Below are 14,793 nucleotides of genomic sequence, written 5' to 3'. Positions count from 1 at the left end.
CGTGAAGGACATCCTCGGCTATGTGGCAATGAGCTGCGGAATCATTGCGGCAATCATGGTGTCGGCAAACGTCAGTCGGCGCGTGACCGGGTATGGCTTTGCGGTGCTTCTCCTGTCGTCTCTCATCTGGATCGCTTTTGCGTTCTCCGGGTATGACCAGCCCCTCATCATCCAGAACAGCGTCCTGGCTGTAATTAACCTCCTCGGGGTATATCGCTGGCTGATCCTCAAAGCGCCGGGGCGCACGACCGGCGCCGGACGCTGAAAGCGACCGACTTGCAGGGCTGCCAGACCGGGCCTGGCGACGTTTCAGTTTACGAATTGTCATATAAGGAGTTGACGAATGCCGCCTGCGCCCTCTTTCGATGTTCGGGATAAACTTGCTTTGGAATAGAACTTTTCATGCCGCTGACACGGACGCAAATTTCATGGCGCGATCCGGTGGCGGCGTTCGCGCCGCTGAAAGATGAGGCCTTTGCGCTGTTGCTCCACGGGCCAGGTTCGCGCTGGAGCTATATCTGCGCCGGACCGACGGAGATCCTGCGCAGCGGTAGGGCGACTGAGACGGACTGGACGGGCCGCCTTCGCAATTCTGAAAGGCTGCGTGAGTTCAAGCGGCCGAAAGACGCGCCCCCCTTTTGCGGAGGATGGGCCGGTCTGCTCTCTTATGAGTCCGGGCGCGCCCTCTTGCCTCATCTTGGTGATGCCCCTCAACGGGAGAAATGGCCTGACATCGCTCTCGGCTTCTATGACGCGTTTGTTGTGTTTGATCATGAGAAGCGGACTGCTGAACATTGGGACTGGATCGGCGGACGAGCAGAAAGCCTGATCGACAGGCTTGGCGAACTGCTGCCTGTCCGGGCGAAACTGCCGCTGAGCACCGATCCACCCGCTGCTAGACTGTCAGCCGCTGAGTACGATGACAGGATCGCAAAGGCCGTTGCCTATGTGCGTGCGGGAGACTGCTTCCAGGTCAATCTTTCGCAACGGTTCGACTTTGAACTGGCGGCGGACGCGCATCCTTTCGACCTGTTCTTTGAACTTACGCGCGCCAGCGCGGCGCCATATTCCGCCTATTTCAGGCTTCCGGATCTGGCACTGGTGTCAAATTCCCCGGAGCAGTTCCTGGAGGTGCGGGCCGGTGTGTCCGGTCGATACCAGGTGACAACGCGGCCTATCAAGGGCACGCGGCCTCGCGGAACAAGCCCAGCGGAAGATGTTCAGCTGGCGGTAGATCTTGTCTCATCGGAGAAAGACCGCGCCGAGAACCTGATGATCGTTGATCTGATGCGAAACGACCTCTCCCGGGTATCGCGTCCAGGGTCTGTTGAGGTGCCAGCCCTTTTCACCGTCGAAAGCTATGCCAACGTTCACCACCTGGTCTCGACGGTCGTTGCCGAACTTCGGAGCGAGCACGACGCGGTGACCCTTTTGGAGGCAGCCTTTCCTGGCGGCTCTGTGACGGGCGCGCCAAAGATCCGTTCCATGCAGATCATATCTGAGCTGGAGGATGATGCGCGGGGTCCCTATTGCGGGTCGCTTGTCTGGATAACACCGGACGGCTGGATGGATTCCTCGATTCTTATCCGAACCGCGGCGCTAGAAGACGCGGGCGACGGGAGATGGACCGGGCATTTCCGTGCTGGCGGCGGGATCGTCGCCGACTCTGTGCCCGCGCTTGAAAGGCAGGAAACTTTGGACAAGGCATCTGCGATGATACGTGCACTGACAGAGACGTCTTTCAGCAGCTCCGTAGACATTTTGTATGTTGGCAAAGATCGCGGTTCGGGAAATTCGGTTTCTGTACGCGACCGGGCGTTCCTGCTTGGCGATGGCTGCTTTGAAACGCTGCGCGTTTCAGGTGGAAAGATTGAAGGGATGCGGGAGCATCTCGCGCTTCTGCGGCAGTCAGCGGGTGTGCTGGGTATCGAGGGTTTCCCCGGCGATCTGGAATTGGAACGAGATCTGAACAAGCTGGCGCAGAGCGTCGCGGGCGAGGCAGCCGTGCGGATTACGCTCAGCCGCGGCGCTGGCGGCCGAGGCGCAGATGCGTCTGCTGCTGCGGCCGTGACGGTACTGAGCCTCAGTGCGCTTGCCGAGCACCGGCCCTATCCGCCCTTGCGGATTGTCACATCCTCCATTCGCCGGAACGAGACGTCCCCGCTCTCAAGGATAAAATCTACCAGTTACGGCGATAACCTCGCTGCCCGCCGCGCGGCGGTGCAAATGGGCGCGGATGAAGCGCTCCTGTTGAACCTTGCCGGCCGCCCGGCATGCCTTGCCATGGGAAACATCTTTCTACGGACGGCTGCGGGCCATTGGGTCACACCGCCTGCGTCTGAAGGCGTGCGGGAAGGGTACATGCGTGGGCTGGTTCTGGATCGGCTCGCCGCTGCCGGTATGGACGCTCAGGTGCGGCCATTGATGGCGCAGGACCTGCGAGAGCGAGGCGCAAGCCTCTTCGGTGTGAACAGTCTCTGGGGGATGCGCCCCGTCCAGACACTGGATGGTCACGCGGTCACGATCAGTCCGCCCGTTCTCTAAACTCGCGCTGCATCCCGGCCGCGCGTTCTCTTCAGGCTCTGAATGATCAGGCGTTGCCACATCCATTCCTTCAGGGTCTCAGGTGAGTTGAGGGATAATCGCTTTAGGTGGGAATCGTATAAGCCCGGCGCAGATTGAGGCGGTGCACTGATCGCAGCCAACATGAAAGCTAGGCGTGGCCATCGGCCCGCTGTCTGCGCTTTCAGATCATCCAGGGCTGCGCCGAGTTGCTGTTCGATTTCGGTCAGTTCCGTCCCGAATGGGTAGTCCGGCAAGACAGGCCGGTGCGGTGCAAGGGCCCTTGAGATGGCTTCTGGTGTATTGTCTCGCCATGCGGCAGGCGCCACAAAGTCACGCGGCAGCTTCCGGGCGGAAATGGCTTTCTGAACCAGTCCTTCCTGGAAACGTGCATCGGTTATGGCCAGCATTCGGCGCACACATTCTTCGTCTGTCTGGCCTCTAAGATCGGCGACGCCATATTCCGTGATGACGATATCGCGAAGATGACGCGGCACGGTCGTGTGGCCATAGGACCAGACGATGTTGGATTCTGCCTTGCCGCCGCTTTCGCGCACCGCTTTGAGCAGGATGATCGAACGAGCGTTCTCGAGTTCGTGCGCTTGTGCGACGAAATTGTACTGGCCGCCGACGCCGCTGACCACGCGGCCATCCTCTAGCGCATCCGATGTGATCGCACCAAGACATGTCGCTTTCATCGCAATGTTGATGAACCGAGCGTCAACACGTTCCCGGCGCCGCGCGATCTCGTTTCCGTAGAGAGCGTTCACGTCGTTCACGCTCGTCATATTGACCTTAGCTAGCAGCGCCTCAGGCGCGCCTCGCAGGCCTTCATAGAAGGATTGAGGTCCAAGGAAGAAGCCGCCATCAATGGTCACGCGGCTGCCTTCGCGCGGGCGCCGGGTAAAGACGCCGCTGCGCAGGAGTTCAAACATGCCTTGCGTGAACATCTCCGTGCAGCCGTAAAGTCCGCTCACGAACGGCGCGGCGCCACCTTCATCAATCGGGCCGGCCGGACCCGGCAAGGCGTTGAGCGCCGTATTGAAAGCGTCAGGCGCTTCATGGCGCAGGCGCAAGGATTGTGCGGCGCCGTCACCGAGCGATCCGATGCCGATCTGCAAGGTGCCACCGTCTTTTACCAGCCGCGCCGCCCGGAGGCCTATTGCATGGCTGGCAAGGTCAACGCGCGGGGCGGGCAGGCCCGCGAGGTCATATCCGCCTGCATCAAGGAGCATGTCGAATGCGCCCGCAGGCACGTCGGCATCGTTGGGCATGAAGGGAAGCCGGTCGTTGACCTCGCCGACAACGATGAAGCTGTTGCGGCCGGACCTTTCCCGCATCAACGGAATCAGGTCGAGGCTGATATCGGTATTGCACGCCAGGCTGAAGCGATCACCGCGCTGTGCAATCATCTGCCCGATGACATTCACCTTGCCGGAGACGATGCGGCGCATCGCGTGTGTATAGTTGACGCTGCTGAAGTGTTGCTGGGCGTATTCGTTGCCAAGCAAGGTGCCGGTGGCCAGGAAAAACTCTTCGACTTCGACGTTTTCGGGAAGCCTGCCGCTGGCGCGGTCGACGGCATAGGCAAGGTCCGGATAGTTTCCGAACAGCCGCGCAATCACCGGCCCGCCGAAACGCGCCGCCAGGCCTTCTGGCAGGTTAGGAGGGACAAGCGAGAGCGCTGTAAAGATCGTCAGCCGGATTGAACGATCCGCCTTGGCGTGTTCGTAAAGGGCATTGGCCAGCCGGTTGGCCTTGCCGAGGCCAAGCGGCAAGGCCAGGCGGATGTCCTTGCCCACGCGGTCAATGACGGCTGCGGCGCAGGCGTCTGCCGACGCATAGGCTTGAGGGGCAAGGCTGTCGGGCCCTTGGTCGTGTCCGCTCATTCCCGCCTCGCGAATCCCGGCCAGCTGGCCGCCCCCTTTGTTTAAAGAAACGGTGGAGGCGTTGCAAAGGCTGGGTTGAGGGCCGTCAGGAGAGCGTGGCCCGGACGATCTGCATATAGAACGGGCCGGGCAGGTCGGGAGCTATCCGCTTGCTCACGCTGACTTGCCAGGTCCGGGCCATTGGTCCCTCAAACCAGCAGCATTGGTGCCTGTTCAGAGGCCGGATGGCCGCAATCGCGGAGCCTCGCGGCGATCTCGACCAGGAGCCATCCATGAACCACGCCCGGCTTTGACGTCAGGGGAGATCGTGCAAACCCAGAAATCGGAAGACTCCATTGTTTTGATTGTCTCGCTTTCAAAACAGAGGAATGGTGGGCAGGTGCCGATTACATCATCACACGCGGCGGCAACTGCCCAAGTTCTGGCCGCCCGGCCTCTTCCCGACGTCAATTCGGGCGCGTGCGGCGACCGGACCCGCAGAAGCAACCTAGGTAATTCGGGAGCGGGCAACAGGGCGCGGGCAGAATGACGATCATTGCGGGCGTCAGGCACCTGACGCACTACCTATACGACCAGCCTGTGTCCCTCGGGCCGCAGGTCATCCGCCTGCGCCCGGCCCCGCATTCGCGCACGCGTGTAGTCTCCCATTCGCTCAAGGTGTCTCCTGCCGAGCATTTCGTGAACTTCCAGCAGGATCCTTACGGCAATTGGCTCGCCCGGTTCGTGTTCCCGAAGCCGGTGCGCGAGTTGAAGATCGAGGTTGATCTCGTCGCCGACATGACCGTCTACAATCCGTTCGACTTCTTTGTGGAAGAAACTGCGGAAACCTGGCCCTTCTCTTATCCTCAAGAGATCGCCGATGACCTCGCAGTTTACCTGAAGCCGGAAAAGCCTGGCAAGCTGCTGAAGGACTGGCTGGCTGGCTTCTCGCGCGAACCGCGCAACACGGTCGACATGCTGGTCGCGCTGAACGCACAGCTGCAAAGCCAGATCGCCTATGTGATCCGCATGGAGCCCGGCGTCCAGTCTACGGAAGAAACGCTCCGCCTCATGCGCGGCTCCTGCCGGGACTCAACCTGGCTTCTGGTCCAGATCCTGCGCCATCTGGGCATTGCGGCGCGTTTCGTGTCGGGGTACCTGATCCAGCTAAAGCCGGACCTGGTCTCCCTTGATGGCCCTCCCGGTACGGATCATGACTTCACGGACCTGCATGCCTGGGCCGAGGCCTATCTTCCGGGTGCCGGCTGGATCGGTCTTGATCCGACCTCCGGCCTGCTGACCGGCGAAAGCCACATTCCCCTCGCCGCTACGCCGCACTATCGTAACGCGGCACCGATTTCAGGAACTGTCGCCGGCAATCCTCGCGTGGACTTTGCGTTCGAGATGAAGGTCGAACGCCTGGCCGAGCATCCGCGCATCACCAGGCCGTTCTCTGATGAAGCTTGGGCAGATATCGTAAGCCTTGGTCATCAGATCGACCAGCGCCTGACGGCCGGAGATGTTCGTCTCACGATGGGCGGTGAGCCGACGTTCGTGTCCATCGACGATTTCGAGGCCGCCGAATGGAATACGGCGGCGACTGGCCCGACCAAGCGCGATCTTGCCGACAAACTGATCCGGCGGCTGCGGGAGCGTTTCGCGCCCAGCGGCTTTCTGCATTACGGCCAGGGAAAATGGTATCCGGGCGAAAGCCTGCCGCGCTGGACGTTTTCACTCTACTGGCGCCGTGACGGCAAACCGATCTGGAAGAATGCCGATCTGATCGCCTCCGAAAGCGCCGATACGCACGCCGGTCCTCCGGAAGCAGAATCCTTCCTGACGAAGGTCGCCGATCTTCTGGGCGTCGGCGGCGAGATGGTCGCGCCTGCTTACGAAGATCCGGGGGAATGGCTGCTGAAGGAAGCGCGGCTTCCCGACAACGTCACGCCCGACAATTCGAAACTGGAAGACCCCGAGGAGCGTGCCCGTATTGCGGCCGTGTTCGAGCGCGGACTGACCAAGCCGTCCGGCTTTGTGCTCCCGGTTCAGCGCTGGCAGTCTCAAGCATCAGGCGCGCGCTGGCGGTCCGAGAAGTGGAAGCTTCGGCGCGGCAAGCTCTTCCTCGTGCCCGGCGACAGCCCGGTCGGCTTCCGCCTGCCACTGTCTTCGCTTCCCTGGGCCCCGCCGGCGCTGTATCCTTATATCAACATCACCGATCCCAGCGCGCCGCGCGGTCCGCTTCCGGACGTCACGCTTGCGCAAGTCGCCGGAGAAGCGCCGCAATCGCGCGCCCTTCCGACTGCAAGCATGATCACTGCTGAAGCCGGGCAGGAAGTTGTCGAACAGTATCTCGACACTGAAGCCGGTATCGTCCGTACCGCGATCAGTGTCGAGCCGCGCGGTGGCAGGCTTTGCGTGTTCATGCCGCCGGTGGAGTCAGTGGAAGATTATCTCGAACTCGTTGCCGCCGCCGAAGCCGCCGCCGCCGATATGGGATTGCCGGTCCACATCGAAGGTTACGCGCCGCCGCCTGATCCGCGGCTGAATGTCATCCGCGTCGCGCCCGATCCGGGGGTGATTGAGGTGAACATCCATCCAGCCGCCAGCTGGGAAGAGTGCGTCAACAATACCACCGTTCTCTATGAAGAGGCGCGCCATACCCGGCTCGGCACTGACAAGTTCATGATCGATGGGCGACACGCCGGCACCGGTGGTGGCAACCATGTCGTTGTCGGCGGCGCGACGACACTGGACAGTCCGTTCCTGCGCCGGCCGGACCTCTTGAAAAGCCTGATCCTGCACTGGCAGCGCCACCCCAGCCTATCCTACTTGTTCTCCGGCCTGTTCATCGGCCCTACCAGTCAGGCGCCGCGCATCGATGAGGCGCGCCATGACACAATGTACGAACTCGAGATTGCCCTCGCACAAATCCCGAAGCCGGGTGGCGGAGAGGTGGCACCCTGGCTTATCGACCGGCTGCTGAGAAACTCCCTCATCGACGTGACCGGCAATACCCACCGGTCCGAAATCTGCATCGACAAGCTCTATTCGCCCGATGGTCCCACCGGCCGCCTGGGCCTTGTCGAATTCCGCGCCTTCGAGATGCCGCCGGATGCCAGGATGAGCCTCGCCCAGCAATTGCTGATGCGTGCTTTGATCGCTCGGTTCTGGGATGCGCCCGCCGATGGCGGTTTCGTCCGCTGGGGCACCAGCCTGCATGACCGGTTCATGCTGCCGCATTTCGTCTGGCAGGATTTCCTTGAGGTTCTCGGTGATCTGTCGGCACACGGAATAAAGATAAACCCTGCCTGGTTCGAAGCTCAGGCCGAGTTCCGATTCCCCTTCTGCGGCGAGGTCACCTACGAGGACGCAACGCTGGAAATCCGGCAGGCAATGGAGCCTTGGCACGTGCTCGGCGAAATGGGGGGCATTGGCGGCACCGTGCGCTACGCCGACAGTTCCGTGGAGCGCCTGCAGGTGAAACTCAAGTCGCCGGCGCCGGGGCGCTACACCGTCGCCTGCAACGGCCGCAGCGTTCCTCTGGTTCCGGCAGGGCAGGCGGGCGAAGCTGTCGCCGGCGTCCGGTACAAAGCCTGGAAGCCCGCCGAGTCGCTCCACCCCGTCCTCCCGGTCAACGTGCCCCTGACCTTCGACATCTACGACACGTGGAGTGGCCGCGGGCTCGGCGGGGCGGTCTACCATGTCGCCCATCCGGGCGGGCGCAACTACGAAACCTTCCCGGTAAATGCCAACGAGGCCGAAGCGCGCCGACTAGCGAGGTTTGCCGCGAACGGGCATACTCCGGGCCGGTATTCGCCCCCGGTGGAGCCACCCAACGCGTATTACCCCCTCACACTCGATCTCAGGAGGGCGCCAGGATTGTAGTTCATGCCGCAGATGATGCCCAACCTGCCACCGGCCATCGAAGCGGCGCTCGCGTCCTATAGGCCGCTGCCCGGCATCCCTGATGAGCTGATCGATCCAAACGGACAGATCCGTCCGGTCTGGCGTGCGTTCATTGATCTGTTCTCCCGCCTGTCGCCGGACGAGATCGCCGCACGCTTTGCGCTGGGTGATCAGCACCTAGCCGATTCCGGGGTCTATTTCCGCCATGTGGACGGCGGCACATCGCGGGAGCGGCCCTGGCCCCTAAGCCACGTGCCGGTTCTGATCTCTGAGAGGGAATGGGCCGAAATCGAAGCCGGCCTAGTGCAGCGTGCCGACCTCCTCGAACTCGTGATGCGCGATATCTACGGACCTAACCGCCTCGTGGCCGAGGGCTCGCTGCCGCCGATGCTGCTCGCGCAGAATCCGGAATGGATCCGTCCGATGATCGGCGTCCAGCCGAGGACGGGTCACTTTCTGCACTTCCTCTCGTTTGAACTCGGCCGGTCTCCAAACGGCAAATGGTGGGTGCTGAACGATCGCACGCAGGCCCCCTCCGGTGCCGGCTTCGCCCTCGAGAACCGTGTTGCGACGACACGCATGTTCTCTGACTATTTTCAGTCTTCCAACGTCAAGCGGCTCGAAGGGTTCTTCCGCTCCTTCCGGGATCATCTTCTGTCCCTGCGCGGCGCCGACGCGACCGTGCCGGCCATCCTCAGCCCGGGCTCGCATGCCGACACCTACTTCGAACACGCCTACACCGCTCGCTATCTCGGTCTCGCCCTGCTCGAAGGTGAAGACCTTGTAGTGGAAAAGGGGCGCCCGATGGTGCGCACGATCAGCGGCCTTCGCCCGGTTGATGTTCTCTGGCGCCGCATCGACTCCGCCTTTGCCGATCCGCTGGAGCTCGACGAAGCCTCGCAGATCGGCACGCCCGGCCTCGTCGGCGCCATGCGGCAGCAAGGCGTTACCATGGTCAACGCCATCGGCAGCGGCGCGGTCGAAATCCGTGCACTGATGGCGTTTCTGCCCCGCATCTGCAGGCTCATGACCGGCGAGCCATTGCGTCTCTCGAACATCGCGACCTGGTGGTGCGGACAGTCGAAGGAGCGCGCGCATGTGCGCGATCATCTTGACGCCATGATGATCTCTCCAGCTCTGTCGACACGCCTTCCGTTTGACCGGGAGGACACCTCCGCCATCGGCGGCAAGCTGCGCACGCAGGCAGTGCAGACACTGCAAGGGCTGCTCGATACCGAAGCGGGCTATCTCGTTGGCCAGGAAGCCATTACGCTGTCTACAAGCCCCGCCTATGTTGACGGTGCCTTGCGCCCGCGCCCCATGACGCTGCGTGTGTTCCTTGCGCGCCATGCCGATGGCTGGACCGCGATGCCCGGTGGCTATGCCCGTATCGGGCGGTCGAATGATGTGACCGGTCTCAGCATGCACGCCGGTGGTTCGTGCGCGGACGTCTGGGTCGTATCGGAGCAGCCTATCGTCCCGGAGCGCATGACCGGCCTGGGCGATGCCCGCGAGATCGCCGGGGATGAAACCGAGCTTCCCAGCCGCGCAGCCGAAAACCTCTATTGGCTCGGCCGCTACATCCAGCGCGCCGAGTTCCTCACCCGTCTCACCCGCGTGTTCGACATCCGCACGACCGAGCTGCGCAGTTCGAATCCGCCTCTCCTCGAACACCTGACCGGCTACCTGCGCTTCCTAGGTGTCGAGCCGGACGAAAACCCGCCCACTGCGATTGCGCAATCCGTGCGATCAGCCGCCCGCTGCTCACGCCACCTGCGCGACCGTCTGGCGCCCGACGCCCTCGTGGCGATCGCCGCGCTCAGCGAGATGATTGCGCCGCGCCCTGCCGGCGTATCGCTCGCACTCCACATGGGCGACATCCTACGCCAGACTATCGGCTTCTCCGGCCTCGTGCGGGAATACATGTATCGCAGCTCTGGCTGGCGCTTCCTTTCAGCCGGCAAGGCGCTCGAAGGCGCGCTTTCGACCTGTTCGCTTGTCGCCAGTCTCGTTGAACCTTCCGCACCGCCCGGTGCGATGGAGGCCGCGCTCGACTGCGCCGACAGCAAGCTCGCGCACCATCACCGCTTCGGTTTCGACATGTCCTGCGACACGGTCACCGCGCTGCTCTGTCTCGATCGGCGTAATCCCCGGTCGCTCCTGCATCAGCTCGATCAGTTGAAGCTCCACCTGGAAGCCATGCCGAATGCGGCGCACGATGGCATGGCCTCGCCCCTGATGCGCGCCTTCATGAAGATCCATACGGCCGTAGCCGTCCAGACGCCGCAGACGCTTGATGCCGCAACGCTCCTCAGCATCAGCCGCGAACTGGCGAGCTTGTCCGACCAGCTTACCGCAACCTACCTCAGCTAGGCACCCATGCTGTACGATCTGCGCCTGAAGATTGCCTACAAGTATGCCGCCATGGCGGGCTCCAGCCGTCACGTTATTCGGGTGACGCCGCGCGATCTTCCGGGACGCCAGCGCACCATCGTTTCCAGTCTCGAGATTTCGCCGCGCCCGGCCGAGCGAAGCGCGTTCAGGGATTCCTTCGGCAACGAAGCGCAGGACGTATTCCTTCGCGGAGAGCATTCCCGGTTTGAGATATCCGTCCGTGCAAGGATCGAACGGCAGGCGTCCGCCCCGTTGGCGCTGCCGGATCCGCGCATCGAAACTCTCGAAGATGCCATCCGCCTCCACCGAGATCTTGGTCCGGACTCGCCCCATCATTTCAGGGCGCGCTCGCGGCTCGTGCGGCCGGGGCAGGAGACTACCGGCTTTGCGCTCGGTGTCCTTCCTGAAAGCGCCGGCGTCGTTGAAGCCGTCCGGCGCATCGGTGAAGCGCTCCACACCGAAATGACCTATGACGTGAACGCCACCGATGTGGACACGCCCCACGAAGCGGCCTTCGCGGCCCGCGGCGGCGTCTGCCAGGATTTCAGCCACATCATGATCGCCTGCCTGCGCGGGGTCGGGATCCCGGCGGGCTATGTCAGCGGAGTGCTGCGGACGATTCCGCCGCCGGGAAAGGAACGCCTCGCGGGCGCCGATGCCATGCACGCCTGGGTGCGCGCCTGGTGCGGCGCTAATATCGGCTGGATCGAATTCGATCCCACCAATGCCATCGAAGTCGGCGATCAGCATATCGTGGTCGCCTACGGGCGCGACTATTCGGATGTTTCGCCCGCTAAAGGCGTCCTTAGGCTGGCTGGCGGTCAGCAGAGCTCACAGTCTGTCGATCTGGTGGAAGCCGATTCCGCCGGCTCATCGGCACCGTGAGTCGCGGCGCAGGCCGGGGTCGGCAACGAAAACATGCCAATGGCACTACTCCCGGGAGAATATTGGCCGTCGGCTGCCAAAAGTTTCGTGCCATCTCCTGATATACCGTCCAGTCCGCCGCCGCAGTAACTGCTGCAGGTTTCGGATGGTCCAAAGGGATGAGGGGGCGGCCAATCGCGCCGGGAACGCTCCGTTAACGTCAATAAAACCTTATCTTGCAACCGTATGCGCAACTTGCGCCCCTTGGCGTGCAGATCAGGTTCGACCTATGTTAGCCCCGCCTCCCCAGAGACCTGTCGCAACGCCCGGCTATTCGGCGCAGCGAAGCTTCCGCGAGGTTTGCCAGGCGGCAATCCGCGTCTTCAATCTGATGGACAAGTACCACACGGCTCCGTTCCCGAACGCCTACGCCGTCCTTTTTGCCTACACTACCGGCTCTGACGAAGAACTCGTCGCAGAAGTGAACGACCTCCTGCGCCTGAAAGATCAGCTCAGCCCCTACGACATCGATTCCCTCTATCAGGAGTATCTCGCCGAAGACGCCGGCACCTTTGCGACGCAGGGTATCGGTCAGGCTATCGGTAACGAGATCGGAACAGTCCTCGAGATCATCGAGAAAAGCCTCAAGCAAAGCGACGAATTCACGAGTTCCCTCGACACGTTTGCCGAGAAAGCGCCTCAAGCCATCGCGGAAGATGGGCTTGCCAGCGTCGTCGAAGGTCTACTCGAAGAGAACCGGCGGATGGCCAGCCTCACCCGGGAACTCAATCAAGGCCTCTCAAAATCGCAAAGTCTCATCACGACGCTCAACGAACAGCTTGAAGAAGCGCAGGCGCAGGCCATGCGTGATACGCTGACCGCGATACCCAATCGCCGCACCTTCGATCAACGCCTCGACGAAGCGGTCAGCTGGGCGGGCAAGACCAATGAAGGGTTCTGCCTCGTCCTTGCCGAGATCGACAGTTTCAAGGAACTGCTTTCGACACTCGGTTCGCCCGCCGGTGACGCTGTACTGAAAGGCTTTGCCGCGCTCTCATCCGCCAGCCTCAATGAGCGGGACATGGTCGCTCGCCATGGCGGCGAAAGCTTCGCGATGATCCTGCACGACCGCGACCTGATGTCGTCTTACAATCTGCTCGTGAAGATCAAGCACGCGTTCAAGGCAGCTGCACATGCCCGTCCCGACAGCGGCGCGCCAGTCTCCGGCGCCACCGCTTCCTTCGGCATTGCTCGCTACGAACCAGGCATGTCGGCGCGCGAACTTATTGCGCAGGCCAGCTCCTACCTCGAGGACGCGAAGCGTTCAGGCCGAAATCTGGTAAAAGCCAAGGGTATCGCCTGATATGTCCGTATAAGGACAATCATTTAGCTCCGCCTAAGCAGTCGCCACTTCCCCACTCAGCCGGTCGCGCAGTTCCCGCTTGAGGAACTTGCCGCTCGCATTGCGGGGCAGGGCCTCGTCGAGGAACCAGATGTAACGCGGAATCTTGTGCTTCGCCATGATCGCAGCGCAATGCTCGCGCAGCTCCGCATCGGTCAGGCTAGTTCCGGACTTGAGCACGACGGCAACGCCAACTTCCTCGCCCAGGCGCTGGTCCGGAACGCCAAACACGCAACATTCCGCAACAGCCGTGTGGCGGTAGATCACGCCTTCAACCTCTGCACAGTAAACGTTTTCGCCGCCGCGCAGCACCATATCCTTCTTGCGGTCGACGATGTAGATGAAGCCGTCTTCGTCGAGCCGCGCAATGTCCCCCGTATGCAGCCAACCATCGGTGATGGAGGAGGCGGTCGCCTCAGGCCGGTTGATGTAGCCTTTGATGACAGATGAGCCCTTCACCCAAAGCTCGCCAACAGCGCCGGGGGCGACTGTCTTGCCGTTGTCGTCCACGCACTTCACTTCGAAGTTCGGCATAGCCGGGCCTGCACTGTCCGGCTTGTCGACGAAGAAGTCGGCCGAGATCGAGGTGATGATCCCGCAGGTTTCCGTCATGCCATAGCCGGTGCTCGGCCGAGCAGTTGCAACTTGCGAGTCGATCTTCTGGACGAGGTCCGGCGGAACCTGCGCTCCGCCGCCTGCCAGCGCCGTCAGGCTCGACGTATCGGTCGTGGAAAAATCCGGGTGGTTGATCAGTTCGCGCGCCATCACCGGCACGCCGCTCATGCCGGTCACGCGCTCGCGCGCGATAAGGCGTAGCGCTTCGCCCGCATCCCAGCGGTACATCAGCACAAGCGCGCCTCCCGCGGCGGTCGCAGCATAAGCGCCGCAATTGTTGGCCGTCACATGGAACAACGGCGTCGTGATCAGTGTCACCGGAACCGGCGGCGTTGCGGGCGGCGCGACACCGGTCGCACGCTGCGTCGCCAGTGCGGTGGAGGCGCCCGCATACATCATGTTCATCAGGTTGGCGACGCAGCCGCGCTGCGTCAGCTGCGCGCCTTTCGGAAAGCCGGTCGTGCCCGACGTGTAGAAGATGCATGCATCCGAATCCGGATCGACCTTCACATCCGGCATTGCCCCGCCATGACCGATCACCTCGCTCCAGGGCGTGATGTTGGCTGGCGCGTTCGGAATGCGTACGCCGACGAGTTTCATCTGCCCGGTGAGTTCCGGCCGCTCATTTAGGCGGGCAAGCCGCTCTTCGTCCAGGAACAGCACTTTCGGCGCCGAATCCGACAGGCCGTAAGCCATCTCCTCAGCCGTCCACCAGGCGTTCATCCCGACCACGGCAATTCCAGTCGACACACACGCCCAATAGATCAGCATCCATTCCGGAAAGTTGCGCATTGCCACGGCGACCCGGTCGCCGGGCTTCACGCCCTGCGCCGCCAGCCAGGCCGCGATTGAATTCACCAGCGTATGGGACTCGCCATAGGTGATCCGCTCATCGCCGTAGATCAGGTAGGGCCGTTCGGCGAACTGGATGGTTGAGAGCCAGACTTCCCGGATGCTGGGCGGGGCGTTCTTGAAGACGCGCAGCCGCTGCCCGAGCACGTCGGCTTCGATGACCTCGAACTGGCCGCCCGGACCCGTCAGCTCCGCCCGTGCCTGTTTCAACTCACTGTAATGCATGTCACTCTCCGGGATTGCCTGTGTGTTTTGCCAAATCATACACACAACGCCGCCCGAAGGAACAATGGCGCGACGTAAGGTGCTGCAGCCGTCTGCCCTTTTGGT

The 14,793-nt window shown here is 62.3% G+C and carries 8 protein-coding genes; 6 read left to right on the top strand and 2 right to left on the bottom strand.

What is annotated here, in order from left to right:
• The first annotated feature begins 1 nt into the window (after position 1).
• Entirely contained in the window at positions 2 to 265 is a 264-nt protein-coding gene (locus tag Q0C17_RS06405) for a hypothetical protein (RefSeq protein ID WP_291203074.1), read from the top strand.
• 137 nt (positions 266 to 402) lie between these two features.
• Positions 403 to 2,544, top strand: coding sequence for an aminodeoxychorismate synthase component I (pabB, locus tag Q0C17_RS06400; RefSeq protein ID WP_291203072.1), 2,142 nt, complete (start codon positions 403 to 405; stop codon positions 2,542 to 2,544).
• Here pabB and Q0C17_RS06395 read toward each other — a convergent pair.
• A complete protein-coding gene (locus Q0C17_RS06395; protein ID WP_291203070.1) occupies positions 2,541 to 4,451 on the bottom strand; it encodes an acetyl-CoA hydrolase/transferase C-terminal domain-containing protein in 1,911 nt (636 codons plus the stop codon). The genes pabB and Q0C17_RS06395 overlap by 4 nt on opposite strands.
• 525 nt (positions 4,452 to 4,976) lie before the next feature.
• Between Q0C17_RS06395 and Q0C17_RS06390 the strand changes: the two genes are divergently transcribed.
• The 4 genes from Q0C17_RS06390 (at position 4,977) to Q0C17_RS06375 (ending at position 12,957) form a co-directional block, all read left to right on the top strand.
• Entirely contained in the window at positions 4,977 to 8,315 is a 3,339-nt protein-coding gene (locus Q0C17_RS06390; protein ID WP_291203068.1) for a DUF2126 domain-containing protein, read from the top strand.
• Between the two features lie 3 nt (positions 8,316 to 8,318).
• A complete protein-coding gene (locus Q0C17_RS06385) occupies positions 8,319 to 10,709 on the top strand; it encodes a circularly permuted type 2 ATP-grasp protein (RefSeq protein WP_291203065.1) in 2,391 nt (796 codons plus the stop codon).
• 6 nt (positions 10,710 to 10,715) lie between these two features.
• On the top strand, positions 10,716 to 11,615 hold the full coding sequence (locus Q0C17_RS06380) for a transglutaminase family protein (RefSeq protein WP_291203062.1): 900 nt from the start codon (positions 10,716 to 10,718) through the stop codon (positions 11,613 to 11,615).
• Between the two features lie 268 nt (positions 11,616 to 11,883).
• Positions 11,884 to 12,957 (top strand): GGDEF domain-containing protein, encoded by a 1,074-nt coding sequence (locus Q0C17_RS06375; RefSeq protein WP_291203059.1) that lies wholly within the window; start codon positions 11,884 to 11,886, stop codon positions 12,955 to 12,957.
• Positions 12,958 to 12,990: 33 nt separating this feature from the next.
• Here Q0C17_RS06375 and Q0C17_RS06370 read toward each other — a convergent pair whose 3' ends face one another.
• Entirely contained in the window at positions 12,991 to 14,688 is a 1,698-nt protein-coding gene (locus Q0C17_RS06370; protein WP_291203056.1) for a class I adenylate-forming enzyme family protein, read from the bottom strand.
• Between the last annotated feature and the right edge of the window lie 105 nt (positions 14,689 to 14,793).

Origin of the sequence: Hyphomonas sp. (genome assembly GCF_022844445.1) — a bacterium.
GTDB lineage: Bacteria > Pseudomonadota > Alphaproteobacteria > Caulobacterales > Hyphomonadaceae > Hyphomonas.
This window is presented reverse-complemented; position numbering and strand designations above follow the sequence as displayed.

Bases quoted from the DNA above. Each gene is read 5' to 3' on its own strand.
- pabB (WP_291203072.1), top strand. From the start codon at position 403: ATGCCGCTGACACGGACGCAAATTTCATGGCGCGATCCGGTGGCGGCG.
- Q0C17_RS06395 (WP_291203070.1), bottom strand. From the start codon at position 4,451: ATGAGCGGACACGACCAAGGGCCCGACAGCCTTGCCCCTCAAGCCTAT.
- Q0C17_RS06390 (WP_291203068.1), top strand. From the start codon at position 4,977: ATGACGATCATTGCGGGCGTCAGGCACCTGACGCACTACCTATACGAC.
- Q0C17_RS06385 (WP_291203065.1), top strand. From the start codon at position 8,319: ATGCCGCAGATGATGCCCAACCTGCCACCGGCCATCGAAGCGGCGCTC.
- Q0C17_RS06380 (WP_291203062.1), top strand. From the start codon at position 10,716: ATGCTGTACGATCTGCGCCTGAAGATTGCCTACAAGTATGCCGCCATG.
- Q0C17_RS06375 (WP_291203059.1), top strand. From the start codon at position 11,884: ATGTTAGCCCCGCCTCCCCAGAGACCTGTCGCAACGCCCGGCTATTCG.
- Q0C17_RS06370 (WP_291203056.1), bottom strand. From the start codon at position 14,688: ATGCATTACAGTGAGTTGAAACAGGCACGGGCGGAGCTGACGGGTCCG.